Raw genomic sequence first — 24623 nt, forward strand, 5'->3', positions numbered from 1 at the left:
TTGGGTCCCCGCATCGGCGCACCCGTGGCAACGGAAGCGCCGATGATGCCACGACCCGGGCGGCTTGTCCTATCCCCGCGGCGCGTTCAGCTTCTGCAACTCGACATAAGGCATGGCGCGGCGGGTGACGGCATCGGAATCGCCATCGGCCAGGAACGCCCGGGCGAGGTCGGCGGCCGCCGTCAGAACCGACTGCGCGATGGCCCCGCCGGCGCTGAGGCGCCGGGCGCCCAGTTCGCGCAGGCGGGCTGCCGGCGGCACACCCGGCTGGGACATGATGTTGAGCGGCAGGCCGCAGCCGGCGGCGATCGCCGCCACGTCGGCGTCCACCTTGGCGCCCGGCACGAACAGCCCGTCGGCACCCGCGGCCTTGTAGAGGGCGGCCCGGCGCAGCACCTCCTCCACCCGCTGGCCCTCCGGCGCCAGGCCGCGCAGGAAGACGTCGGTGCGGGCGTTGACGAAGATGTCGACGCCGGCATTCGCACCCGCTTCCTTGGCGGCGCGGATCTTGGCCGCGAAGGCCTCCGGCGCGGTGCTGCCGTCCTCCAGGTTGACGCCGACCGCGCCGGCCGCGATCACCTCGCCCACCAGCTTGCCGACCGCCGTCGGGTCGTCCGAGAAGCCGCCCTCGATATCGGTCGTCAGCGGCACCTGGATGACGCGAGCGATGTCGGCGATGGTCGCCAGCATGGTCGGGATCGGCAGGGCATGGCCATCGGCATAGCCACGGGCCCAGGATACGCCCGAGCTGGTGGTGGCGATGGCTGTCGCCCCCAGGCTCTCGATCAGGCGGGCGCTGCCCGAATCCCAGGCGTTGGCCAGGATGAGGAACTGCCCCTCGCCATGGAGGGCATGGAAGGCACGGGCCTGGGCTTCGCGGTCGCGCATGGTCATCCCTTCTCGATCACAGCTTGCTGGCGCCGTCGTACGGCAGGACCTTGACCGTCGAAAGGTCGAAATCCTCCGCGCAGCGCAGGTTGACTGCCACCATCGCCTTGCCGTCCGGCCCGACGCCCTCGGCGAACGGCGCGCAGCCGCAGGTGCTGCAGAACTGGTGGCGGATCACATGCCGGCCGAACGTATAGACCGACAGGGCCGAGCGCGGCGTCTCCAGCGTGAACTTGTCCGGCGAGACGAAGGCCAGCAGGTGCGCCTTGCGCCGGCAGATCGAGCAGTTGCATTCGATCGCCTGAGTCGGCCGGTCATCGAGCGAGTAGGCGACGGCACCGCATTGGCAGCTTCCGCGCATGGCCATGGAGGATCCTCCGGTCGGGGAATCGGAGGCTAGCACGACCGGAACGGACGGGGAACATCACCATCATTGCCGGCGAGCATCACCTGCCCCTAAGCTCGCTTAGCGGAATCGGGGGGCCGACATGACGCGAATCCACAAGCGATGGGTCCTGGGTGCGATCGCCGTCGGCGCATTGTCGCCGACACTGGCCGAGGCGGCCTACACGTCCCGCCTCCAGGTCGGCAACTGGCAGGGCGGCGCCTGGGCCGACGACGCGACGAAGGAATTCCGCAACTGCGGGGTGTCGTTGAAGTTCCAGGGCGGCACCGAGTTGACGGTCCTGCTGGGCGCCAATTTCGAGCCGGCCATCATCGTCGCCGACCCGCGGATCACGGCTACCCCGCGCCAGCGCTCGACCGCCGCCACCAAGTTCGACCAGAACCCCGACCGGCCGACGCCGATGCTGGCCCTGTCGGCAACGATGGTGCAGTTCGTGCCGCCGCCGTTTCCGGATGGCTACGACTTCGTCCGCAACGCCAGGAAGTTCGGTTTCGTCGCGCCCGGCCTGAATACGTCGGTCGATGTCACCGGGCTCGCCGCGGTGATGCCCAGGCTCTACGAGTGCGTCCTGGCGGAACGGGCACGGATGACGGTGCCACCCGCCAAGCCCGACGAGACGACGAACGCCGACAAGGCGGAGGTTCTCGCGACCGGCATCGTCGCCGCCGAGAAGGCGGCGGCCGGCCCCTATGTCGTGCTGGCCGACAAGGATCGGCCACCCGCCTTCCAGAATGCGCTCGCCGTCTGGGGCCATGTGGGCGTGGCCGGGCCGGATGGCGCGGCCAACGTGCTGGCGCACGCCCATTTCTATCCGGTCATCGCGGGCCAGACGCTGGACCGCATGGCCGCCCCGCGCAAGGCGAACATGCGGACGGCCTGCAACGATGCCAGCTTCGAGGCGGGCGACCTGCCCACCGTCCCAGGCAAGCAGGCGATCGGCATGTTCGTCTCGTGCCGGGGTGCCTACGAGGAGGTCTACATCCTGGCGCGGCGCAGCGGCGGCCATGTCGAGATCTCGCTGTCCGGCCCGCCCGGGCGCCGCCGGACGGTGGAGGCGGTCGGCGCGAAATATCGCGCGGGCTTCGCCGCCCTGCCCTGATCGTGGGTCAGAAGGTTTCCTTGTAGGGGCGCAGGTCGACCTCCTGCGTCCAGGCCGAGCGGGGCTGGCAGTGGATCTGCCAGTAGGTCTCGGCGATCGGTTCGATTCCCAACAGGCCGTCCGGGCCGGCCTGTTCGGCCCGGCCAGGGTTGCGGCTCAGCAGCCGGTCGCCCTCGATGCCGCCATCGACCACGACATGGGCGACATGGATGCCGGCCGGCCCGAATTCCCGCGCCATGCTCTGCGCGATCATGCGCAACCCCGCCTTGGCGGCCGAGAACTGGGCAAAGCCGGCCTTGCCGCGCAGGCTGGCCGACGCACCGGTGAAGATGACCGTGCCGCGGCCGAGCGGCACCATGCGGCGGGCGGCCTCGCGCCCGACCAGGAAACCCGAGAAGCAGCCAACCCGCCAGAAATCCTCGAACAGCCCGGCTTCGACCTCCAGGAAGGGGATGTGGCGGTTGTTGCCGGCGTTGGAGATCACTGCATCGACCGGCGCCAGGCCGGTCCCCGGTGCCGCCGCCCGGTCGAAGAGGGCGACCACGTCGGCCTCACGCGTGGCATCGGTCACGATCGCCTCGGCGGTCCCGCCCGCGGCCTCGATCGTGCGCACGACCTGGGCGATCTTCGCCTGCGTCCGGCCGGCGACCAGGACGTGGTGGCCGCCCGCGGCAAACCGCCGGCACACCGCCGCCCCCAGGCCCCGCTCGGCCCCGACGCCCACCACCACGGCAACCGGCTTATCCATCGCGCTTCTCCCGCATCCGCTCGGCGTAGGCCAGCCGCCGCAACACGCCCTCGCCCGCCGCCGGCCCGGCGGCGAATTTGAAATGCCGGCTGTCGACGGGCTTGCCGCTGGCGCGGTCGACCATCACCGGATCGGCCGGCACCCCGGTCTCGATGTCGACCAGATGGCTGGCGACCCCTTCCTCGGCGAAATGGCGATTGCCCCAGGCCATCATGGCGATCAGCACCGGCCGGAAGTCTCGTCCCCGGTCGGTCAGCACATACTCGTCGCGCGGCGGCCGCTCGCTGTATTGCCGGCGCTCCAGCAGGCCCGCCTCGACCAGCCCGGCCAGGCGGCGGGCCAGCATGTTGGTGGCGATCGGCAGGCTCTTCTGGAACTGGTCGAAGCGCGTCAGCCCGTGGAAGCAATCGCGCAGGATGAGGATGCTCCACCACTCGCCGACGCGATCGAGGCCGCGGGCGATCGGGCATTGCATGCCGGCGAAGCTCTTGCGCTGCATGCCTGGACGCTAGCCCACTTGCTTGCATCACGCAAGCAAGGCCGCCGGTCAGGACAGACCGGCCGCGATCGGCAGGATGGCGGTGTCTATTTCCGACCGGAACGGCGTGAAGTCCTCGCGCCGCGCCGGCGACAGACCCGCGAACCGCTCCGGCAGGCTCTCCCCGGTTTCGGACAGGTAGTGGTTCACGCGCAACCGCCCGAAGCTGGGGCCGGCCGACCACTGGCCGTCGATCGCCCGCCCCGCCTCGTCCACCGCCGGCAGGCCGCCGTGGAAGCGGAACTCGTCCCGCATGGGCCCGGCTTCGGTCGCGGCCGGCTGGACGACGAAGGCGACGCGGGTGGCGAGCGGCCGATAGTTCTCGTGCGCGGTGCGATCGAGTCCGGGCGCGCGCAGCATCGCCGGCAATGCCAGTACCAAGGCCTCCGGCGCACGGTGGATGGCGTGGCCCAGCACCGGTCCATCGACCGCCGGGGGCGCATAGATCAGCCGGTTCACGCCCACCGCCGGATGACGTGCGAACACGGCCAGGGACGTCGCCAGGTTGCTGCCGTCGGTGGCGAACAGGAATTCCTCCAGCCCCAGGAAGGCCAGCCAGGAGACGTCGCGACTGCGGGCGAGGCTATCCGCGGCGGCCTCGCGGTGCGAAGCAGGCCGCGGCCACGGGACATCGACGATGTCGGCCGCAGCCACCGCCCCACCGCCGCGCCGATAGAGGAAGAAGCGCCCGACGCCCACCCGGCGGTGGAAATCGAGCCACTCGCCCAGGCGCCGGTCGTCGCCGTCGGCCACCACGCAGACCGCGAGCGGCAGGCTCATGCCGGGTCCACGAAAAGCGGCTGCCAGCCCGGCAGGTAGCGGGCCATCGGGAAGATGGTCGTGTCCGTCTCAGCATTCAGCCGGCGCTCGACGGCCTGATTGTACTCCAGCGACGGCGCACTGCCGATCCAGGCCGGTCCGCGCGCGGTCTTGATCGCCAGTTCGGCCGACGACTTGCTCCAGTAGTGATTGATGCGCAGGCGCGACAGGCTGACCGAGGGCGACCAGGGCTCGGCAAACGGCTCCTCGTTCTCGGTCACCATGGTACCGCCGTCGGCGAAAGCGAAATGGTGCGGGGTGATGGCGCGCAAGACCTGGGTCGGCCGCACGATCGACTTCACATGGCTGTTCATCGGCCGGTAGCTGTCGGCCCGAAGGGGGTCGAGCCCGGGCGAACGCAGATAGGCCTTGTAGGGCACGACCACGCCGGTGGCGCCGCGCCGGATATAGTTGCGCGTGACCAACCCGTCGGGCCGATCCTGATGGCCGCCCGTGCCGAACACCATCCAGTTCACGCCGATACCGGGGTGGCGGCCGAATTCCTCCAGAACGTCCGGCAGGCGGCGGCCGTCCGGGGCGAACAGGAACTCGTCCAGGTCGGTGAAGGCGATCCAGTCGGCGGCGTCGCGGAACCGCCGCAGGCAGTCGCGATATGCCCGCACCTGCCCCTCGGGGCCCGGGCAGGTCAGCACCGTCACCCGGGCGCCCTGGCCGCTGGCCGCGATCGCCGGCCGCCATGCGTCGGTCGAATCATTGTCGTAGAGGAAGAAGCGTTCCACGCCGGCCTGGGTGTGGAAGGCGATCCATTCCGCCAGGTAGGGCGCCTCGTTCTTGAAGACGGCGCAGATCGCCAGCGCATGGCGCGCCATGGATGGGCCGCGGCGGCTCAGAAGCCTTCGATCGGCGGCCCGCCATCGGCCACCAGCCGCTGCAGGTAGCGGCCATACTCGTTGGCCCGCATGCCGGCCGCCAGCCGCTCCAGTTGGGCGGAATCGATGAAGCCCATGCGGTAGGCGACCTCCTCGACGCAGGCGATCTTCAACCCCTGCCGGGCCTCGACCGTGCGGACATATTCGGATGCCTCGAGCAGCGACTGGTGCGTGCCGGTGTCGAGCCAGGCATAGCCGCGCCCCATCCGCTCCACCCGCAGGTCGCCGCGCTCCAGGTAGCGGTTGTTGATGTCGGTGATCTCCAGCTCGCCGCGCGGCGACGGCTTTACCTCGGCCGCGATGTCGCAGACATCGGCGTCGTAGAAATAGAGGCCGGTCACCGCCCAGTTCGACTTGGGCGCGGCCGGCTTCTCCTCGATGCTGGTGGCGCGGCCGGCCTCGTCGAAGGCGACGACGCCGTAGCGATCGGGGTCGCTGACCCAATAGCCGAAGACGGTGGCGCCCGTCGGCTGCTCTGCCGCCCGGCGCAGCATCTGGGTCAGGCCGTGGCCGTAATAGATGTTGTCCCCCAGGACGAGCGCCGAGCGGTCGCCGGCCACGAAGCTGCGGCCGATGATGAAGGCCTGGGCCAGCCCCTCGGGCTTGGGCTGCACGCGGTATTCGAGCCGCACGCCCCATTGCGTGCCGTCGCCCAGCAGGGCCTGGAACAGGGCCTGGTCCTGCGGCGTGGTGATGATCAGGATTTCCCGGATGCCGGCCAGCATCAGCGTGGTCAGCGGGTAGAAGATCATCGGCTTGTCGTAGACCGGCAGCAGCTGCTTGCTGACCACGCGGGTGATCGGATAGAGGCGCGTGCCCGAGCCGCCCGCCAGGATGATGCCCTTCATGCCGTTCGCTCTCCGCCTGCCGGAGATGCCCCGGCGGTTGCTTCGTCCAGGACAACGGCCAAGTCGGCCCGCCAGTCCGGCGGCAAAATGCCATAGGCGGCCTGGATGCGCCCGGTCTCCAGCACCGAGTTGGCCGGGCGGCGGGCCGGGGTCGGATATTCGGCCGTCGTGATCGGCACCAGGTTCGGTCGCCGGCCCGTGCGGCGCGCCATCTCGGCGAAAACCGCCTCCGCCAACCCGGCCCAGCTCGTGGCCGGGGCGCCACAGAAGTGGAAGGTACCCCAGGCAGCCCGGCCCTCGGCGATGGCGCGCGCGATGCGGACCGTGGCCTGGGCGATCGACCGGGCCGAGGTCGGGCAGCCGCGCTGGTCGGCCACCACGCGCATTTCCGCCCGCTCCGCGCCCAGGCGCCACATGGTGCGCACGAAATTGCTGCCGTGTGCGGCGAACACCCAGCTTGTGCGCAGGATGACATGGCGATCGGTCGCTGCGCGCAGGGCCCGCTCGCCCGCCTCCTTGGACGCGCCATAGACGCCGAGCGGCGCCACCGGGTCTTCCTCCGCGCGGCCGCCCGTGCCGTTGCCGTCGAAGACATAGTCGGTCGAATAGTGGATGACCGCGGCCCCCACCGCATCGGCCGCGGTCCCGATCACGCCGGGCGCGGTCGCGTTGACCGCAAAGCAGGCGTCGCGGTCGCCCTCCGCCCGGTCAACGGCCGTGTAGGCGCCGGCATTCACGACGATATCGGGCCGGCTGTCGAGGATCACCGCCTTCAGCGCCGCGGCATCGGCCAGGTCCGTCTCGGCCCGCCGGTGTCCCGTGACCTGCCAGCCGATCGGCCACCCGGCGCGCAGCAGCTCCTGCCCGACCTGCCCGCCCGCGCCCAGGACCAGCAGCTTCACGCGCCCAGGCCCAGACGCTCGCCCTGGTACTGGCCGCTCTGGATCGCCTGCCACCAGGGGCGGTTGGCCAGATACCATTCGACCGTCTTGCGGATGCCGGTCTCGAACGTCTCGACCGGCTTCCAGCCCAGCTCGCGCTCGATCTTGGCGGCGTCGATGGCGTAGCGCAGGTCGTGGCCCGGCCGGTCGGAGACGAAGCCGATCAGGCTCTCGTGCGGCCGATGGGGCGAGGCCGGAGCCATCTCGTCCAGCAGCGCGCAGATGGTGCGCACGACCGCGATGTTGGTGCGCTCGCAGTCGCCGCCGATATTGTAGTTCTCGCCGATGCGGCCGGCCTCGAACACCCGGTGGAGCGCGCGGGCATGGTCCTCGACATGCAGCCAGTCGCGGACGTTCTCGCCCCGGCCGTAGACCGGCAGCCGCTCGCCCGCCAGTCCCTTGATGATCATCAGCGGGATCAGCTTCTCGGGAAACTGGTAGGGGCCGTAGTTGTTGGAGCAGTTGCTGACCACGACCGGCAGCCCGTAGGTGTGGTGCCAGGCGCGGACCAGATGGTCGGACGCGGCCTTGCTGGCCGAATAGGGCGAGTTGGGGGCGTAGGCGGTCTCCTCGGTGAAGACCCCGGTAGCACCCAGGGCGCCATAGACCTCGTCGGTCGAGACATGGTGGAACCGGAAGCGGGCCTGCCCCGCGGCATCCAAGGATCGCCAGTAGCCCAGCGTCTCCTGCAGCAGGGCGAAGGTGCCGCCGATATTGGTCTCGATGAAGGCGCCCGGCCCGTCGATCGAGCGGTCGACATGGCTCTCGGCCGCCAGGTGCATGACGCCGTCCGGCTTGTGCTCGGCGAAGATGCGGGCCATCGCCGCCCGGTCGCAGATGTCGGCGCGCTCGAAGCGGTAGAGCGGGCTCTTCGCGGCATCGCCCAGCGACGCCAGGTTGGCGGCATAGGTCAGCTTGTCGACGTTCACCACCTCCCAGCCCACCTGCCCCACGAGAAGCCGGATGACGGCCGAACCGATGAAGCCGGCACCGCCGGTGACGATGATGCGCATGGGTCAGGCGGCCTCGGCCGGGTAGGTGAAATGGGCGGGCAGGTCGGCCAGCAGCGGGTGGCGGCGGTCCTTGTCGGACAGGACCGCGTTCTCGGCGTCCACCGGCCAGGCGATGCCGATGGCGGGATCGTCCCAGCGCAGGCCGAAATCATGGGCCGGCGAATAGTAGGACGTGACCTTGTAGAGAACCTCGGTGTCGGGCTCGACGGTGCAGAAGCCGTGCGCGAAGCCGGACGGAATCCATAGCTGGTTCCAGTCGCGCGCGCTGAGCGTGACCGCGACGTGGCGGCCATAGGTCGGCGAGCCCCGGCGGATGTCGACCGCCACGTCCAGGATCGCCCCGCGCGTCACGCGCAACAGCTTGCCCTGGGCGTGCGGGTCGGTCTGGAAGTGCAGGCCGCGCACCGTTCCAACCGTCGCCGAGAAGGAATGGTTGTCCTGCACGAACTCGGCGTCGATGCCGCCGGCGGCCAGGACGTCGCGCCGGAAGACCTCGGAAAAGAAGCCGCGTGCGTCGCCCCGGCGGTCGGGGAGCACGAGCTTCACGGCGGGAATCTCGGTTTCGATAATTCTCATATGGGCTAGGCCGGTGATTACCATGCAGGTGCGAAAAGCGGCAACATTAGCCGCGCCGTATCGGCGCCATCGGCCGGCCTTTACCGTCAGAATCCGGCTTCCCGGCGGATTCCCCGCCTGGACCGGGCAATGTGCGGCCGCGACCGCGCGCCGGTCGGTCGGCATCGGGCTCGCAGGTGGCGAACTCCGCCCCCGTCCGCCGGACATGGTCGGCCAACGCCCGCTCGACATGGGTGGCGAACGCGTCGACGAGCAGGGCCGGCGGCTTGTTCGCCGGTTGCAGCATGCGGAAGTCGAACACCACCTCCGGCCGGAACGGGCGGACCTCGACCAGGCCCTGGCGGGCGAAGTCCCAGGCGGTGAAGGGCTCGACCACCGATACCCCCATGCCGTTGGCGACGAAGCTGCAGGCGGCGGTCGAGATATAGGCGTCGACCATGAGCTGGCGGGCGACGCCCTGTGCGTCGAACACCCGGTCGACTCGCCGGCGCATCGTGCTGTCCATGCTGAAGGAGACGAAGCGCTCGCCCGCCAGGTCGCTGGCGTCGATGGCGCTGCTGCGGCACAGCCGGTGGCCGGGTGGCAGGACGCAGACCCCGCGCAGCCGGCACAGCAGCCGGGCCGACACGGCCGGATGCTCCACCGGCAGCATGGTGAAGCCGAGATCGGCCTGCTGGGCCACGATCTGGTCCACCACGGTGCGTGAGCTGCGGATATGCAGGCTGGCCATCACCGCCGGCCGCTCGCGCAGGAAGGACGACATGGCGTCGGGCAGGAAGGTGCGCCCCAGTGCCATCATGGTGACGACGTTGAGCCGCCCGCTGGCCAAGTTGCGCAGTTCCTCCGACAGCCGGCCGATGTCGTGCAGGCGGGCGAAGATGTCCTGGGCCTGGCGATGGAGGATCATCCCCTCCTCCGTCGGCACCAGCCGGCGCCGCTCGCGACGGAAGAGGGCGAGCCCGGTATCCTGCTCCAGCCCCGCCACCAGCTTGCTGACGGCCGGCTGCGACAGGCGCATGAAGCGGGCCGCCTCGGTCACCGTCTGGTGGTCGATGACGGCGCAGAACGCCTCGAGCTGGCGCATCGTCACCATGGCGGGATCGCGGTCGGGCGGCGACTCTCATGCATCCTGCGAATGATATACGCAAAATTTGGCCTTTGAACGGAATGAACGGTGGTGGTCTCCTTCGGCGCGCGGCCGGCAGATGCCGCCACCGAATCCGGGGGAAACCAGTTGCACGACATCCATCGCCTATCCGCGACCGACCTGGTCGCCGCCATCGCCGCCGGCCGGCTCACCGCGACCCAGGCGGTGGAAGCCGCGCTCGCCCGCATCCGGGCGCTCGACGGCGACCTGCGCGCCTTCGCGCTGGTCGATGCCGAGGCGGCACTGGCGCGCGCGGGCGAGTTGGACCGGGCGCAGCAGGCCGGCCGCCTGGCCGGGCCGCTGCACGGGGTGCCGTTCGGTGTGAAGGACCTGGTGCTGACCAAGGGGGTGGAGACGACCTTCGGCTCGCACACCTTCGCCGGCAACATCCCCGACTGGGACAATGCCGCCATTGCCCGTCTGAAGGACGCGGGCGCCATCCTGCTGGGCAAGACGACGACGCCGGAGTTCGGCCACAAGGCGCTGACCAACAGCCCGCGCCATGGCTGGACGGTCAACCCGTGGGACCAGTCCCGCTCGCCCGGCGGCTCCAGCGGCGGGGCGGCCGTCGCGGTCGCGACCGGCATGGGGCCGGTCGGCGTCAGCACCGACGGGGCGGGCTCGGCCCGTATCCCGGCATCGGCTTGCGGCATCCTCGGGCTGAAGCCGACGCTGGGCCTCATCCCCTACGACCAGGCGACGGAACTGTTCTCGAACTTCATCTATCTCGGCATCGCCGCGCGGACCGCGGCCGACGTCGCCCTGATGCTGTCGGTGATGAACGGCGAAAGCGCCCGGGACCCCTGGTCGATCGGCCGGCCGCAGCGGCAGTATGGGGTGGCGGCAGACCCGGTTGCCGGCCTGTCCGGCCTGCGCGTCCTCCACATCCCGACCATGGGCAATCCCGAGGTCGACCACGACGTCGCCCGGCTGATGGCGGCATCGCTCGACCGGCTGCGCGATGCCGGCGCCATCGTCACCGTCTTCGACGAGCCCTTCGACTGGTCCAAGCGCACCGCCTACGTGATGATGCGCGCCTACCAGCGCGCGCGCCTCGACTACCTGCTCGACCGGCAGGAAGACCGCGGCCGCATGGACCCCTCGATGGTGTCGGCGCTGGAAGAGGGTCGCACCATGGACCTGCAGGAGGTGCAGTCCGCGCCCATGCTGCGCAGCGAGGTGTTCCACCGCGTGCAGGCCCTGTTCGAGCAGGCCGACCTGATCGTCACGCCGACCGTGGCCGCCCCGCCGCCGCGCTTCGACCAGGGCATCGACGACCCGTTCTTCGTCAATGGCAAGCAGGGCACGCTGCGCGGCAACTGGTACTGCTACACCAGTCCGCACAACATCACCGGCCACCCGGCCATCAGCATCCCCATGGGCTTCACGCCGGACGGGCTGCCGGCCGGCTTCCACGCGGTGGGACCGTGGTTCGGCGAGCAGGCCCTGATCGACCTGGCCGCCGCCTTCGAGCGGATGGCGCCCTGGGCCGACCGCTGGCCGGTGGCGTAGCGGGCCCCTGTCAGGGCAGCATCGCCGCCAGGACCTCCAGCCGGTCGGCCTCGGCGGCGGGCTTGTCCCAGCGGATGCGCGAGACCCGGGGGAAGCGCATGGCCAACCCGGACTTGTGCCGTGTCGACCGCTGGACGCCGTCGAAGACGATCTCCAGCACCAGGCCCGCTTCGACCTCGCGGACCGGCCCGTAGCGCCGGGTGGTGTGGTTGCGGACCCAGCGGTCGAGCTGCTGCAACTCCTCGTCGGTGAAGCCGAAATAGGCCTTGCCGACGGGGACGAGGTTGCCTTCCGTCCACAGCCCGAAGGTGTAGTCCGAATAGAAGGACGAGCGCTTGCCGTGGCCGCGCTGGGCGTACATCAGCACACAGTCGACGGCGAGCGGATCGCGCTTCCACTTGTACCAGTGGCCCTTGGGCCGCCCGGCAAGATAGGGGCTGCCGCGGCGCTTCAGCATCAGCCCCTCGATGGCGGCCGCGCGCGCGCCGGCGCGGATTTCCACCAGCTCGTCCCAGCCGCGAAAAGGGATCAGCGGCGACAGGTCCATGCGCGCCGGGCGGTGGAGCGCATACCAGTCCTCCAGCCGCCGGCGGCGCTGGTCGAACGGCAGCGCACGCACGTCCTCGTCGCCGTCGAGCAGGATGTCGTAGAGCCGGATCCAGGCCGGATGGCTGGCCAGCAACTTCGCGCCCACCGCCTTGCGGTTGAGCCGTTGCTGCAGGTCGGCGAAGGGCGCGACCGCCTCGTCCCGCACCACCAGCAGCTCGCCATCCAGCACCCCGGTGAAGCCGATCCCCGCCAGGATGTCCGGGAAGGCGCCGCCGACATCCTCGCCGGTGCGCGAGAAGAGCCGCTTCTCCCCGGCCGTGGCGGCGATCTGGACGCGGATGCCGTCCCATTTCCATTCCGCCGCGAACTCCGCCGGGACCAGGACCTCCAGGTCGGCGTCCTCCAGCGGGTGCGACAGCATCATCGGCCGGAAGCGGGCGGCAGCCGCCGGGTCGGGCCGCTCGCCCCTGCCCTCGACCCAGGCGAACAGGGCCTCGTAGGGCGCGACGAGGCCGTGCCACACCTCCTCCACATCGTCCAGCGTCACGCCGCCCGGCGGCGCCAGGGCGGCGACGGCGGTCTTGGCCAGGCGTTCCGACACGCCGACGCGCAGCCCGCCCGTCACCAGCTTCAGCAAGGCCCAGCGGCCGGTGGCATCCAGCGTGTCGAGCCAGCCGGCAACCAGCGCCGGCACCTCGGCCCGGCTCGCCGCCGACAGCTCGGCCACGATCGCGGCCAGGGTCAGCGGCGGGCTGTTGCGCAAGGCCGGCAGCACCGGCGGCGCCGGCCAGATGAGGGCCGCAGTCTCCGCCAGGTCGCCCACGAAGTCGTAGGACCACGCGAACAGCTCGGGATCGACGCGCTCGGCCACCAGGGCACGGACCATGGCCGGCTTGGCCGTCGGCAGGTCGATGGCGCCGGTCAGGGCCGCCAGCGCCCAGCCGCGCTCCGGGTCGCCCGCCTCGGCGAAATGGTCGCGCAGCAGCCGCAGCTTGCCGTTGCGCGACGGCGTGAAGACCAGCGCGTCGAGCAGTTCGGCGAAGCGGTTCACGACTCGTCTTCCTCGAACCCGACCAGCGCCAGGGCGCGGGCGTCGATGCCCATGCCGCGGGCCGCATGGACCAGCGCCTCCTCGCGCCCATGCGTGACCCAGACGCGCGGCGCGCCGACGTCGCGGAGCGTCGCCAGCAGCTCGTCCCAGTCGGCATGGTCGGAGATTACGAGCGGCAGCTCGACGCCGCGCTGGCGGGCGCGCTGGCGCACCCCCATCCAGCCCGACGCCATGGCGACGATCGGATCGGCCAGCCGTCGGGCCCAGCGGTCGGCGATGGCCCCCGGCGGGGCCAGCACGATCGACCCGGCCAGGGCCTGCTTGTCGGCCACCGTCGCCGGCAGCAGCGGCCCCAGTTCGATGCCATGCTCGCGATAGAGGTCGCACAGCCCCTCCAGCGCGCCATGGATGTGCACCGGCCGGTCGTAGCCGGCCTCGCGCAGCAGGCACAGCAGCCGCTGGCACTTGCCCAGGGCATAGACGCCGACCACCAGCGTGCGGTCGGGATTGCGGCGGTGGGTGTCGATCAGGCGCGCCACCTCGTGGCGGTCGTCGGGGTGGCGGAACACCGGCAGGGCGAAGGTGGCCTCGGTGACGAAGACGTCGCAGGGCACCGGCTCGAACGGCGGGCAGGTCGGGTCGTGCCGGCGCTTGTAGTCGCCCGATACGACGATGCGCTGACCGCCATGCTCCAGCACCGCCTGGGCCGACCCCAGGATGTGCCCCGCCGGCGCCAGCCGGACGCGCGCGTCCCCCACCGCCAGCCCCTCGCCATAGGCCAGCGCCTGGGTCGAGGCCGCGAAATCCGCGCCATAGCGTCGTGCCATGATCGCCAGCGTCTCCGCCGTCGCCAGCACCCGGCCGTGGCCGGCGCGCGCATGGTCGCCGTGGCCATGGGTGACGACGGCGCGCGGCACCGGCCGAGTCGGATCGATGAAGAAGTCCCCCGGGGAACAGTAAAGCCCCTCCGGCCGGACCATGAGCCAGTCCTCGGGACGCAGGGTGCCGGGGCGGCCGGATACGGTCTCCATGACGGGAATATGGGGACTGGATGCGGACGCCGACAGGCGCGTTGATTGGGAACCCCGACCGAAGATGCCGATGCCGGCCGGTTGCGCCGCGGCTGGGCCGCCGCCTATGGTGCGGCCAGCCAGACGGAACCCCAATCCATGTTCACGCTCGACCCGCGCCTCGAAGGCGATACGATTCCTGTCATCCAGCTTGGCCTGTCGACCGTCCTCCTGATGGACGAGCCGGCCTGGCCGTGGCTCATCCTGGTGCCGATGCGGGCCGACGTGCGCGAGCTGACCGACCTGTCCGCCGACGAACGGCAGGTGCTGATCGAGGAGATCGCGCTGGCCGAGCGGGTACTGGCGCGGCTCCACCGGCCGGACAAGCTGAATGTCGGGGCGCTCGGCAACATGGTGCCGCAGCTCCACATCCACGTCATCGCCCGACACACGACCGACCCGGCCTGGCCGCGTCCCGTCTGGGGGGCCGTGGAGCGCACGCGCCACCCGCCTGCGGCCGCGGCCGACATGGTAGCCGCATTGCGCACGGCCTTTGCCGCAGAGGCGCGGTCGGATGGCTGAAGGCAATGCACAGCCGGACGGTCGCGCGTTCGCGCATTGGCATCAGGCGATCGAGCGCAGCAACCAACTGCTGGCGGAGCGCAAACCCAAACTCGCACTCCAGGTCACGCAGCGCGCGCTCAGGGATTTTCCGCATAACACGGAACTGCTGCGACGGCATGCCAAGACCGCCGAGCGGCTGGTTTCCAACGACCCGGACCATGCCACGCGCTATGCCGACATAGCGCTGGAGCACTATTCCCAGGCGGCGCGGGCCGAGCCAGCCAACGCCTCGACGGCCGCCGGCCTTGCCCGGCTGCTGGACCGAAGGGGCGATCGAGATCGGGCGCGTGCCGTCCTTCTGCCCCATCTCGACGGCTCTCCGCCGGACCGGGACGTGGCCATGGCCTTCGCCGCCCTGGCACCGCGCTTTGGCGAGATCGAGCGCGCAATTGCGCTGATCGAGCGCGCGATCGGCCAGCGCGAGACTTCACAGCTGCGCCACGTTCAGGCACGGCTACTGGATCGAGCGGGACGCTACGACCAATCCTTTGCCGCGGCGGAGCGCGCAAATGAGCTGGTAGGCAGACACTATGACGAGACCGGCTTCCGCGAGGGTGCCCTTGCCACCACGGTCGATGCGATCAGTGCGGCCACCCCGCGCACGGCCATGCTGGCGGCCGGCACGGCGAGGCGCCGGTCAGACCTGCCGGTCTTCATCGTCGGCATGGGCCGGTCCGGTACCACGCTGGTGGAACAGATCATCTCGGGCCATCCCCAGGCCGCCGGTGCCGGCGAGCGCCGCGCGCTGCTGAATGCGGTCACCAGCATTGCGGAGGCAACCGGGACCGGGTTTCCATCGGGCCTGTGCCGCTGGCCTGTGGACGCGCTCGACCGGGTCCATGACCGCTATGTCGCCGAGCTTCAGGCGCTGGCCCCCGGCGCCATCCGCATATCCGACAAGCTGCCGCAGAATTTCCTGCGACTGGGGGTCATCCAGCGGCTGCTGCCGGGCGCGCGCATCATCCACACCCAGCGCAACCCGCTCGACGTCTGCCTGTCGGCCTATTACCAGGACCAGAAGATCCCGGCGATGGAGCCCTGGGACCTGTACCGCGCCGGCCTCTGCTATCGCGACTACGAGCGCATGATGGCCCATTGGCGGTCCGTGCTCGACGTCCAGGTCCTTGATGTGCAGTACGAGAACCTGGTGGCGCGGCCGGAGGTCGAGGCACGCCGCATCATCGCCTTCCTGGAACTGCCGTGGGACGAGCGCTGCCTGGCGGTGGAGAAGAACACACGCGTCGTCGACACCTCCAACTACGAGGCCGTGCGCCGGCCAATCCACAGCGACGCCGTCGGCCGCTGGCGCCACTACGAGCAGCAGCTGACGCCCCTGATGCGCGCGCTCGGCGGACGCGCGCGAGACGGCAGCGCGATCCCCTAGGCCCGGGGCGCCATCAGGCGGGTGACCGCCGCGAAGGGCATGGCATCGGCCGCCCAGTCGAAGGTGCCGGCGTCCCGCATCTCCTCGGCCGCGCGGACCATGGCGCCCAGCGCCGCGCGGGCAAGCGCGCCGCCGACGCTGATCCGCTTCACCCCGGCCCCGGCCAGCTCGGCCACGGAATAGCGGGGGCCGGACAGGCCCATGACGACGTTGACCGGGCGGCCGACCGCCGCACAGACGGTGCGAATCGCCGACAGGTCCGGCAGCCCCGGTGCATAGAGCACGTCGGCGCCGGCCGCCTCGAACGCCTGCAACCGGGCGATGGTGTCGGCCAGGTCGGGCCGGGCATGCAGGAAATTCTCCGCCCGCGCCGTCACCACGAAAGGTTCCGGCAGGGCGCGCGCAGCCTCCACGGCCGCCCGCACCCGCTCCACGGCAAGGCCAAACGCGACGATCGGCTGCCCCGGGTCGGCGGTCGTGTCCTCGATCGAGCCACCGACCAAGCCGACGCCGGCCGCCAGCCGGATCGTCGTCGCGCAATCGGCCGGCGATGGGCCAAAGCCACCCTCCAGGTCGGCCGAGACCGGCAATGGCGTGGCATCGACGATGGCACGCGCGTTCTCCAGCACCTCGTCGCGGCTGATGCCGCCCTCGCCGTCCCGCCGGCCGAGCGCGAAGGCAAGCCCGGCGCTGGTGGTCGCCAGCGCCTCGAAGCCGAGCGCGGTCAGGATGCGGGCCGAGCCGGCATCCCACGGGTTGGGAATGACGAAGGCGCCGGCCCGCGCATGCAGCGCCTGGAACCGTTCCACCCGCGCGCGCCGGCCGCTGCCGCGATCCTGCATCCTCTGCCTCCTGTCGCCTGGGGCTCGACAATACACCAACCCGCCGCCACATCCCTGCCTCCGGCGATGCAGCGCACCCCCCAGACCCTTCCCGCCAAGTACGCCGAGTGGTTCGCCCGTCGCGGCTGGACGCCCCATCCGCACCAGCTTGCCCTGGTGGCGGCGGCCGAGGCCGGCCAATCAGCCCTGCTGATCGCGCCGACCGGCGGCGGCAAGACGCTGGCGGGCTTCCTGCCCTCGCTGCTGGAGCTGGATGCCACCCCGGCGACGGGCCTGCACACCCTCTACATCTCGCCCTTGAAGGCGCTGGCGGTCGACATCGAGCGCAACCTGGCAGCGCCGATCGCCGAGCTGGGGCTGGCGGTCACGGTCGAGACACGCACCGGCGACACGCCGGCCGCCAAGCGCGCGCGCCAGCGCCGGCGGCCGCCGCAGATGCTGATGACGACGCCGGAATCCCTGGCCCTGATGCTGTCCTACGCCGACGCGCCGCAGATGTTCGGCCAGCTCCGCGCGGTGATCGTCGACGAGGTGCATGCGCTGGCCGGCACCAAGCGCGGCGACCTGCTGGCGCTGGGCCTGGCACGCCTGGCGCACCTGGCGCCCGGCAGCCGGCGCACCGGCCTGTCGGCGACGGTGGCCCATCCCGATGCGCTGGCGGCCTGGATCGGGGCGGGCGCGGCGCCGGTGCGGCTGGTGGGCGGCGGCACGCCAGCCGCGGCGGCCGACGTCTCGATCCTGATCCCGCCCGACCGCCTGCCCTGGGCCGGCCACATGGCGGTGCATGCCATGCCGGCGGTCTATCGCGCGATCGTGGCCGCCGGCACCAGCATCGTCTTCGTCAACACCCGCGCCCAGGCCGAGATCGTCTTCCAGGAACTGTGGCGGCTGAACGACGACAACCTGGCGATTGCCCTCCATCACGGCAGCCTGGCGGTGGAACAGCGCCGCCGGGTGGAGGCGGCGATGGCGGCCGGCCGCCTGCGCGCGGTCGTCGCCACCTCCTCTCTCGACCTCGGCATCGACTGGGCGGCGGTCGACCTGGTCATCCAGGTGGGCGCGCCCAAGGGCGCCAGCCGCCTGGTGCAGCGCGTGGGCCGCTCCAACCACCGGCTCGACCGGCCGAGCCGGGCGATCCTGGTGCCGGCCAACCGCTTCGAGGTGCTGGAATGCCGCGCGGCGCTGGACGCGGTGGCCGCCGGCACGCTGGACGGCCAGCCGCCCCGCCCGGGCGGGCTCGACGTGCTGGCCCAGCATGTCCTGGGCACGGCTTGTGCCGCCCCCTTCGATCCCGATGCCCTCTATGCCGAGGTCGCCGCCACCCAGCCCTATGCCGGCCTGTCGCGGGCGGACTTCGGCGATGTCGTGCGCTTCGTCGAGAATGGCGGCTACGCGCTGGGCGCCTATGAGCAGTGGCGGCGGCTGGAGCCCACGGGCGACGGGCGCCTGGGGCTGGTCCACCCGTCGATTGCCCGGCGCTACCGCATGAATGTCGGCACCATCGTCGAGGCGACGACGCTGAAGGTGCGCATCGGCCGCGGCCGGGCGCTGGGCGAGGTGGAGGAGTATTTCGCACTGGGGCTGGTGCCGGGCGACACGTTCCTGTTCGCGGGCCAGTTGCTGCGGTTCGAGGGCATCCGCGACATGGCGGTGATCGCTAGCCGGGCGGCGGGCGACCAGCCGAAGATCCCGGCCTATGCCGGCGGCCGCATGCCGCTGACCACGCACCTGGCGGACCGGGTGCGGGCGATGCTGGCCTGCCCGGCGAGCTGGGACGCCCTGCCAGCGCCGGTGCATGAATGGCTCGACCTGCAACGATGGCGCTCGGTGCTGCCGGGGCCGGACGACCTGCTGGTCGAGACCTTTCCGCGCGGGCGCCTGCACTACATGGTCGCCTACTGCTTCGAGGGCCGTAACGCGCACCAGACGCTGGGCATGCTGCTGACCCGGCGGATGGAGCGCGCCGGGCTGAAGCCGCTGGGCTTCGTCGCCACCGACTATGTCGTCGCCACCTGGAGCCTGGCGCCGGTGCTGGATCCCGCCCCCCTGTTCGACGAGGACATGCTGGGCGACGACCTGGAGGAATGGATGGCGGAATCGACGCTGCTGAAGCGCACCTTCCGCAACGTCGCCGTCATCGCCGGGCTGATCGAGCGCCGCCATCCGGGGCAGGAGAAGACCGGCCGCCAGGTCACATTCAATGCCGACCTGATCTATGACGTCCTGCGCCGCCACGAGCCCGACCACATCCTGCTGCGGGCGACACGCGCCGACGCGGCCGAGGGGCTGACGGACGTGCGCCGACTGGGCCACATGCTGGCCCGCGCGCAAGGCCACATCCTGCACCGCCCGCTGGCGCGCATCTCGCCACTGGCCGTCCCGGTGCTGCTGGAGATCGGCCGCGAAGGGGTCGAGGGCGCCCGCGACCGGCTGCTGGAGGACCTGGCCGCCAGCCTGGTGGCCGAAATGGAAACCGGCCCGGACCAAGCAGCCATTCCTTTGTAGGAACGGCGCCCGGCCGGGCCGGCCAATTCAGCCTATCGCGGCCTGGCGACTACTCGCCGGCCATCGGTCCGTTGCGCTGCCAGTCGGCCGGCGGCGGACGCCCATGCGGGCTGCCGCTGCCACCGCCGGGGTTGCCGGGCCGGTAGGCCGGCTCGCGCTCGGGCGGGCGCGGGCGATACTCGGTCTGGCGATCGGGCGGGCGATAGTCGGGCCGCGCGTCGTAGCGCGGGCGGGAGTCGCGACGATCATAGTCGCGACGGTCGTTGTAGTAGTAGGGCGTCGGCGCGGACGAGCCGTAGTAGCTGCCGGACACATAGCCGGTCGGCCCATAGCTGGACCCGTAGCCGCCATTGTAGCCGTCGTAATAGGGATCGACGCATGCGCCGAGCCCGAGCAGCGCCGGCAGGGCGATAAGAGCACGGAGACGCATTGCTGATCCTCCTCGAATAGCGGGGTTGACGACGGACTACGCTCAGTAGGCGTAGCGCGGCGGGTAATAGTAATAGCCCGGCGGCGCGACGTAGGCCGGCGGAGGTGGAGCGTAGACCGGCGCCGGCGCGTAGGCCGGCGGCGGATAGGGGCCGTAGCCGTAGTAGCTCGAGCGATAGTCGCGCTCGTCGGCGGCGCGGCCGACGCTGTTGCCGACCGCGGCACCCAGCAGCGTGCCGACCGCGGCGCCGGCAACGCGACCGCCGCCATGACCGAACTGCGACCCGACCAGGCCGCCGGCGACGGCACCGACCGCCGTGCCGGCCGTCTCGTTGGGACCGTAATATCCGGGGGCACAGGCCGCGAGCGACAGTGCGGCAACCCCGGCGACGATTGCGACCTTGAACATGAACTCCTCCGGTGGAGGCGGGAACCCAGCTACAACGCCCAGGCGAACGGGAATGTTCCCTCCTGGCTATCGGCTGCTGCGAATCCAGCTAAGTTGCCGGACCGTTCTTCCAACCTCAGGGCAATGAGTATGGTGGCAGCACCGGTCGAACTCAACGGCGCGTCGCTGCTGCTCGACCCGTCGGGCGCCTTGTTCTGGCGCGAGCACGGGCTGCTGGCGGTGGCCGACCTGCATCTGGAGAAGGGATCGGCCTTTGCCCGGCGCGGCACGCTGCTACCGCCCTACGACACGCAGGCGACGCTGGACGAGCTGACCCGGGCCGTGCGCCGCTGGCAGCCGCGCATGGTGCTGTGCCTGGGCGACAGCTTCCACGACACCGGCGGGCCGGGCCGGCTGGGGGCCGGCGACCGCGGCCGGCTGGCCGCCCTGACGCGCGGGCGCGACTGGGTATGGGTCGCCGGCAACCACGATCCGGTGATCCCGGAGGATGTCGGCGGCCGGGTGGTCCCCGAGGTCGCGCTGGGCCGCATCATCTTTCGCCACGAGGCGGTACCCGGCACCCGCGGCGAAGTCAGCGGCCATTTCCATCCCAAGGCCAGCGTCGCCACGCGGGCGCGGCGCATCTCGGGCCGGTGCTTCGTCAGCGACGGCGAGCGCATGGTGCTGCCGGCGTTCGGCGCCTATGCGGGCGGGCTCGACGTGCTCGACCCGGCAATCGCCACGCTGATGCGCCGCCGCTTCGTGGCCTTCCTGCTCGGCCGCAACCAGCTTTTCGCGTTCCCCAAGGACCAGTTGCTGCGCCAGGCCGCATGACGGCGCGCCAGTGATCCGAAGCGACCCTGGCCGCGAATAGGAGGGCAATGGCCGCCCCCTCGCCCGCCCCCGTCCTTCTGTGGTTCGAGCGCGACCTGCGCCTGGCCGACAACCCCGCCCTGACGGCCGCCATCGCCGGGGGTCGGCCGGTCCTGCCCGTCTTCGTGCTGGACGACGAAACGCCGGGCGCCTGGCGACCGGGCGGGGCCTCGCGCTGGTGGCTGCACCACAGCCTGGCGGCGCTGGCGGGCGCGCTTGGCCGGCTCGGGCTGCCGCTGGTCCTGCGCCGGGGCAATGCCGAGGCCGTGATCCCGGCGCTGGCGGCGGAGGCCGGGGCCGCAGCCGTGACCTGGACTCGGCGGTACGAGCCGTGGAACCGCGCCCGCGACGCCCGCATCAAGGAAACCCTGACCGCCGCCGGCGTCACCGCCACGAGCCACAATGGCACGCTGCTGCACGAGCCGTGGACGGTGAAGACGGGCGACGGCCGCCCCTACCAGGTCTTCACCCCCTACTGGCGGGCGATCCGCGGCCGGGCCGGCCCCGACCGCCCCTGCCCGCCCGCCATCGGCGACCGCCCCGGCATCCGTGCCGCACGGGCTGGAACTGGCCGCACTCGACCTGCTGCCTACCCGACCCGACTGGGCGGGCGGCCTGCGCCAGGCGTGGCAACCGGGCGAGGACGGCGCCCGCCAACGCCTGGCCGCCTTCGTTCGGCGCGGGCTGAAGGGCTACGGCGCCGGGCGCGACCGGCCCGACCGCGCCGGCACCTCGATGCTGTCGCCGCACCTGCATTTCGGCGAGATCTCGCCCGGCACGGCCTGGACGGCGGTCGACGGCGCGGGTGCCGCCGACCCGGCACTGGCTGCGGACGCCGAGGCCTACCTGCGCGAGCTGGGCTGGCGGGAGTTCTCGTACCAGCTTCTCTTCCACCATGACGACCTGGCCGACGCGGCCCTGCGGCCGGAATATGGCGCCTTCCCCTGGCGCGACGACCCGGCCGGCCTCGCCGCGTGGCAGCGCGGCCGCACCGGATATCCCATCGTCGATGCCGGCATGCGCCAGCTCTGGCAGACCGGATGGATGCACAACCGGGTGCGGATGGTCGCCGCGTCGTTCCTGATCAAGGACCTGCTGCTGCCCTGGCAGGCGGGCGAGCGCTGGTTCTGGGACACGCTGGTCGATGCCGACCTCGCCAACAATGCCGCAAGCTGGCAGTGGGTGGCCGGCTGCGGCGCCGACGCCGCTCCCTTCTTCCGCATCTTCAACCCGGTGCTGCAGGGCCAGAAGTTCGATCCCGACGGCAGCTATGTCCGCCGCTTCGTGCCCGAACTCGCCCGCCTGCCGGACCGCTGGGTGCACCAGCCCTGGGCTGCCCCATCGGCGGTGCTGGCCGATGCCGGCGTGCGGCTGGGCCAGGACTATCCCCGGCCGATCGTCGACCATGCCGCCGCCCGCCCGCGGGCGCTGGCCGCACTCGCCACCCTGAAGGAAACCGCATCGTGATTGCACCCGCCCAGCGCATCGCCGTCATCGGCGCCGGCATCGCCGGGCTGGGGGCCGCCTGGACGCTGGCACGGCACCACGATGTCACCGTCTTCGAGGCGGCCGGGCGGCCGGGCGGGCACAGCCACACGGTCGAGGTGACCACGGCCGGCCGCACGATCGCCGTCGATACCGGCTTCATCGTCTACAACCTCGCCACCTATCCCAACCTGATCCGCCTCTTCGACCATCTGGGCGTGCCGACCCGCGAAGGCGAGATGTCGTTCGCCGTGTCAGCCGATGGCGGCCGCCTGGAATATGCCGGCACCGACCTGGGCGGGCTCTTCGCCCAGCGATCGAACCTGGTGCGGCCACGCTTCCTCGGCATGGTGGCCGACATCCTGCGCTTCTATCGCGAGGCGCCGCGCCTGCTGGCCGGGCCGCCATCGACGGCGACCCTGGGCCAGTACCTGGCGGCCGGCCGCTACGGCCGCGCCTTCATCGACGACCACCTGCTGCCGATGGCGGCCGCCATCTGGTCGTGCCCGGCCGGTACCATGCTGGACTTCCCCGCGGTCAGCTTCGTGCGCTTCTGCGACAATCATGGGCTGCTGCGGGTCCGAGACCGGCCGCAATGGCGCACGGTGGTGGGCGGCTCACGGGAGTATGTCCATCGGCTGACATCGGACCTGGCCGGCCGCATCCGGCTGGCGACGCCGATCGCCGACGTGATCCGCCATGCCGGCGGCGTCGTCCTGCGCGGGCAGGATGGCGAGGAGCACCGCTTCGACCAGGTCGTGCTGGCGACCCACGGGGACCAGGCCCTGCGCCTGCTGGGCGATGCCGGCCCGGACGAGCGCGCGATCCTGGGGGCCTTCCGCTATGCCGACAACCGCACGATCCTGCATGGCGACCCGCGCCTGATGCCGCGGCGGCGGCGGGTATGGTCGAGCTGGAACTACATGGCCGCCGGCCACGACGCGGCCCGCGCCGTGTCCGTCACCTACTGGATGAACCGGCTGCAGGGCCTCGATCCGGCGGTGCCGCTGTTCGTCTCGCTCAACCCGCTGGTCGAGCCGGACCCGGCGCTGGTCCATGGCGAATACCACTACAGCCACCCGATCTTCGACCAGGCGGCGATCGACGCCCAGGCACGGCTGGGCGAGATCCAGGGCCGGTGGCGGACGTGGTTCTGCGGCAGCTACCACCGCTGGGGCTTCCATGAGGACGGGCTGACCGCCGGCCTCGACGTTGCGGCCGCGCTGGGTGCCCTGCCGCCCTGGGCCGAGCCGCCGCTGGCGGCCGCGGCGTGACCGCATCGGCGCTCTATCAGGGCACCGTCGCACACCGGCGGCTGCGCCCCTTCGTCCACGCCTTCCGCTACCGCGTCTATTCCCTGCTGGTCGACCTGGACGAGTTGCCGACGCTTGACCGCAACCTGCGCCTCTTCGCCTACAACCGGGCCGGCCTCTTTTCCTTCCACGACCGCGACCATGGCCCGCGCGACGGCAGTCCGCTGCGCCCTTGGGTGGAACGGCAGCTACGCCAGGCCGGCCTCGATTTCACGCCCGGCCCGATCGCGCTGCTCTGCTTCCCGCGTCTGCTCGGCCATGTCTTCAACCCGCTGTCGGTCTATTTCTGCCGCGACGGCGAGGGCGCGCTGCGCGCCATCCTCTACGAGGTGAAGAACACCTTCGGCCAGCAGCATGGCTACCTGCTGCCGGTGGCGCCCGGCGAGGAGGCGGACGGCTGGGTGCGGCAGAGCCAGGACAAGCACTTCTACGTCTCGCCCTTCCTGCCGATGGAATGCCGCTACCGCTTCCGCATCCACGCGCCGGACGAGCGGATGGCGATCCTGATCCGCCAGACGGCCCTGGAGAACGGCGCGCAGGCCGAGACCCTGGTCGCGACGCTGACCGGCCAGCGCCGGCCGCTCGACGACGCCACCCTGGGCCGCATGGCCCTGTCGGTGCCGCTGCTGACGCTGAAGGTGGTGGCAGCCATCCACTGGCAGGCGCTGCGCCTGTGGTGGAAGGGTGCCCGCTTCCACCGCCGCCCTGATCCACCAGCGACCGAGGTCACGTACTAGACCCGAGC

25 protein-coding genes and 1 pseudogene are annotated in these 24623 nt (G+C 71.4%); 10 read left to right on the forward strand and 16 right to left on the reverse strand.

Features of this window, described 5'->3' with window-relative positions; translation table 11 throughout:
* Positions 1-69: 69 nt before the first annotated feature.
* Together STVA_RS18260 and STVA_RS18265 are read right to left on the reverse strand one after the other, a co-directional pair.
* A complete protein-coding gene (locus STVA_RS18260) occupies positions 70-888 on the reverse strand; it encodes an isocitrate lyase/PEP mutase family protein (protein ID WP_123693918.1) in 819 nt (272 codons plus the stop codon).
* 16 nt (positions 889-904) lie between these two features.
* Positions 905-1255 (reverse strand): GFA family protein, encoded by a 351-nt coding sequence (locus STVA_RS18265; RefSeq protein WP_123693428.1) that lies wholly within the window; start codon positions 1253-1255, stop codon positions 905-907.
* Positions 1256-1376: 121 nt separating this feature from the next.
* On the opposite strand from STVA_RS18265, the gene STVA_RS18270 reads away from it, so the two are divergent.
* Positions 1377-2393 carry a hypothetical protein gene (locus tag STVA_RS18270; RefSeq protein WP_123693426.1) on the forward strand — a complete coding sequence of 339 codons (1017 nt, stop codon included), beginning with the start codon at positions 1377-1379 and terminating at the stop codon, positions 2391-2393.
* Between the two features lie 7 nt (positions 2394-2400).
* Here the strand turns inward: STVA_RS18270 and STVA_RS18275 are convergent, their stop codons facing one another.
* The 9 genes from STVA_RS18275 to STVA_RS18315 form a co-directional block, all read right to left on the reverse strand.
* Positions 2401-3141: an SDR family NAD(P)-dependent oxidoreductase gene (locus tag STVA_RS18275; RefSeq protein ID WP_123693424.1), complete on the reverse strand. Its 741-nt coding sequence runs from the start codon at positions 3139-3141 to the stop codon at positions 2401-2403.
* Positions 3134-3640: a winged helix-turn-helix transcriptional regulator gene (locus STVA_RS18280; RefSeq protein WP_123693422.1), complete on the reverse strand. Its 507-nt coding sequence runs from the start codon at positions 3638-3640 to the stop codon at positions 3134-3136. The genes STVA_RS18275 and STVA_RS18280 overlap by 8 nt, the downstream gene beginning before the upstream one ends.
* Before the next feature lie 48 nt (positions 3641-3688).
* A complete protein-coding gene (locus STVA_RS18285) occupies positions 3689-4459 on the reverse strand; it encodes a glycosyltransferase family protein (RefSeq protein WP_123693420.1) in 771 nt (256 codons plus the stop codon).
* Positions 4456-5328 carry a glycosyltransferase family 2 protein gene (locus STVA_RS18290; RefSeq protein ID WP_123693418.1) on the reverse strand — a complete coding sequence of 291 codons (873 nt, stop codon included), beginning with the start codon at positions 5326-5328 and terminating at the stop codon, positions 4456-4458. The genes STVA_RS18285 and STVA_RS18290 overlap by 4 nt, the downstream gene beginning before the upstream one ends.
* Before the next feature lie 17 nt (positions 5329-5345).
* Positions 5346-6236, reverse strand: coding sequence for a glucose-1-phosphate thymidylyltransferase RfbA (gene rfbA, locus STVA_RS18295; RefSeq protein WP_123693416.1), 891 nt, complete (start codon positions 6234-6236; stop codon positions 5346-5348).
* Complete coding sequence (rfbD, locus tag STVA_RS18300) at positions 6233-7138, reverse strand: dTDP-4-dehydrorhamnose reductase (protein ID WP_245978466.1); 906 nt, start codon at positions 7136-7138, stop codon at positions 6233-6235. The genes rfbA and rfbD overlap by 4 nt, the downstream gene beginning before the upstream one ends.
* On the reverse strand, positions 7135-8190 hold the full coding sequence (gene rfbB / locus STVA_RS18305) for a dTDP-glucose 4,6-dehydratase (protein ID WP_123693412.1): 1056 nt from the start codon (positions 8188-8190) through the stop codon (positions 7135-7137). The genes rfbD and rfbB overlap by 4 nt, the downstream gene beginning before the upstream one ends.
* 3 nt (positions 8191-8193) lie before the next feature.
* The gene (rfbC, locus tag STVA_RS18310) at positions 8194-8736 is read right to left on the reverse strand and encodes a dTDP-4-dehydrorhamnose 3,5-epimerase (protein ID WP_338092715.1); all 543 of its coding nucleotides are present in this window, start codon (positions 8734-8736) and stop codon (positions 8194-8196) included.
* A 76-nt stretch (positions 8737-8812) separates the two neighbouring features.
* Positions 8813-9859, reverse strand: a complete 1047-nt coding sequence (locus tag STVA_RS18315; RefSeq protein ID WP_123693408.1) for a LysR family transcriptional regulator — start codon at positions 9857-9859, stop codon at positions 8813-8815.
* 81 nt (positions 9860-9940) lie between these two features.
* On the opposite strand from STVA_RS18315, the gene STVA_RS18320 reads away from it, so the two are divergent.
* Positions 9941-11425 carry an amidase gene (locus STVA_RS18320; protein WP_123693406.1) on the forward strand — a complete coding sequence of 495 codons (1485 nt, stop codon included), beginning with the start codon at positions 9941-9943 and terminating at the stop codon, positions 11423-11425.
* 10 nt (positions 11426-11435) lie between these two features.
* Here the strand turns inward: STVA_RS18320 and STVA_RS18325 are convergent, their stop codons facing one another.
* Entirely contained in the window at positions 11436-13025 is a 1590-nt protein-coding gene (locus tag STVA_RS18325) for a cisplatin damage response ATP-dependent DNA ligase (protein WP_123693404.1), read from the reverse strand.
* A complete protein-coding gene (locus STVA_RS18330; RefSeq protein WP_123693402.1) occupies positions 13022-14056 on the reverse strand; it encodes a ligase-associated DNA damage response exonuclease in 1035 nt (344 codons plus the stop codon). Before STVA_RS18330 ends, STVA_RS18325 begins: the two co-directional genes overlap by 4 nt.
* 45 nt (positions 14057-14101) lie before the next feature.
* On the opposite strand from STVA_RS18330, the gene STVA_RS18335 reads away from it, so the two are divergent.
* Complete coding sequence (locus tag STVA_RS18335; RefSeq protein WP_245978464.1) at positions 14102-14617, forward strand: HIT domain-containing protein; 516 nt, start codon at positions 14102-14104, stop codon at positions 14615-14617.
* Entirely contained in the window at positions 14610-16043 is a 1434-nt protein-coding gene (locus tag STVA_RS18340; protein WP_123693400.1) for a tetratricopeptide repeat-containing sulfotransferase family protein, read from the forward strand. The genes STVA_RS18335 and STVA_RS18340 overlap by 8 nt, the downstream gene beginning before the upstream one ends.
* On the opposite strand, the gene STVA_RS18345 is transcribed toward STVA_RS18340, so the two are convergent.
* A complete protein-coding gene (locus STVA_RS18345; protein WP_123693398.1) occupies positions 16040-16885 on the reverse strand; it encodes an isocitrate lyase/PEP mutase family protein in 846 nt (281 codons plus the stop codon). The genes STVA_RS18340 and STVA_RS18345 overlap by 4 nt on opposite strands.
* Before the next feature lie 66 nt (positions 16886-16951).
* Between STVA_RS18345 and STVA_RS18350 the strand changes: the two genes are divergently transcribed.
* Positions 16952-19390: a ligase-associated DNA damage response DEXH box helicase gene (locus STVA_RS18350; RefSeq protein ID WP_123693396.1), complete on the forward strand. Its 2439-nt coding sequence runs from the start codon at positions 16952-16954 to the stop codon at positions 19388-19390.
* Between the two features lie 49 nt (positions 19391-19439).
* Here the strand turns inward: STVA_RS18350 and STVA_RS18355 are convergent, their stop codons facing one another.
* Both STVA_RS18355 and STVA_RS18360 read right to left on the reverse strand, forming a co-directional pair.
* On the reverse strand, positions 19440-19820 hold the full coding sequence (locus STVA_RS18355) for a hypothetical protein (RefSeq protein WP_123693394.1): 381 nt from the start codon (positions 19818-19820) through the stop codon (positions 19440-19442).
* A gap of 42 nt (positions 19821-19862) precedes the next feature.
* Complete coding sequence (locus tag STVA_RS18360) at positions 19863-20228, reverse strand: glycine zipper 2TM domain-containing protein (RefSeq protein ID WP_123693392.1); 366 nt, start codon at positions 20226-20228, stop codon at positions 19863-19865.
* Positions 20229-20357: 129 nt separating this feature from the next.
* Between STVA_RS18360 and pdeM the strand changes: the two genes are divergently transcribed.
* The 5 genes and pseudogenes from pdeM to STVA_RS18380 all read left to right on the forward strand — a co-directional run bounded on the left by pdeM (position 20358) and on the right by STVA_RS18380 (position 24615).
* Entirely contained in the window at positions 20358-21041 is a 684-nt protein-coding gene (gene pdeM / locus STVA_RS18365; RefSeq protein ID WP_197735670.1) for a ligase-associated DNA damage response endonuclease PdeM, read from the forward strand.
* A 47-nt stretch (positions 21042-21088) separates the two neighbouring features.
* Positions 21089-21538 (forward strand): annotated as a pseudogene (locus tag STVA_RS28180) (deoxyribodipyrimidine photo-lyase); the annotation flags it as partial.
* A 91-nt stretch (positions 21539-21629) separates the two neighbouring features.
* Positions 21630-22547, forward strand: coding sequence for a cryptochrome/photolyase family protein (locus tag STVA_RS28185; protein ID WP_246782838.1), 918 nt, complete (start codon positions 21630-21632; stop codon positions 22545-22547).
* Positions 22544-23839, forward strand: a complete 1296-nt coding sequence (locus STVA_RS18375; protein ID WP_123693387.1) for an NAD(P)/FAD-dependent oxidoreductase — start codon at positions 22544-22546, stop codon at positions 23837-23839. Before STVA_RS28185 ends, STVA_RS18375 begins: the two co-directional genes overlap by 4 nt.
* Complete coding sequence (locus STVA_RS18380) at positions 23836-24615, forward strand: DUF1365 domain-containing protein (RefSeq protein WP_123693385.1); 780 nt, start codon at positions 23836-23838, stop codon at positions 24613-24615. Before STVA_RS18375 ends, STVA_RS18380 begins: the two co-directional genes overlap by 4 nt.
* Positions 24616-24623 lie beyond the last annotated feature (8 nt).

This window comes from Stella humosa (assembly GCF_006738645.1).
In the GTDB taxonomy this organism is placed as follows: Bacteria; Pseudomonadota; Alphaproteobacteria; order ATCC43930; family Allostellaceae; genus Allostella; species Allostella humosa.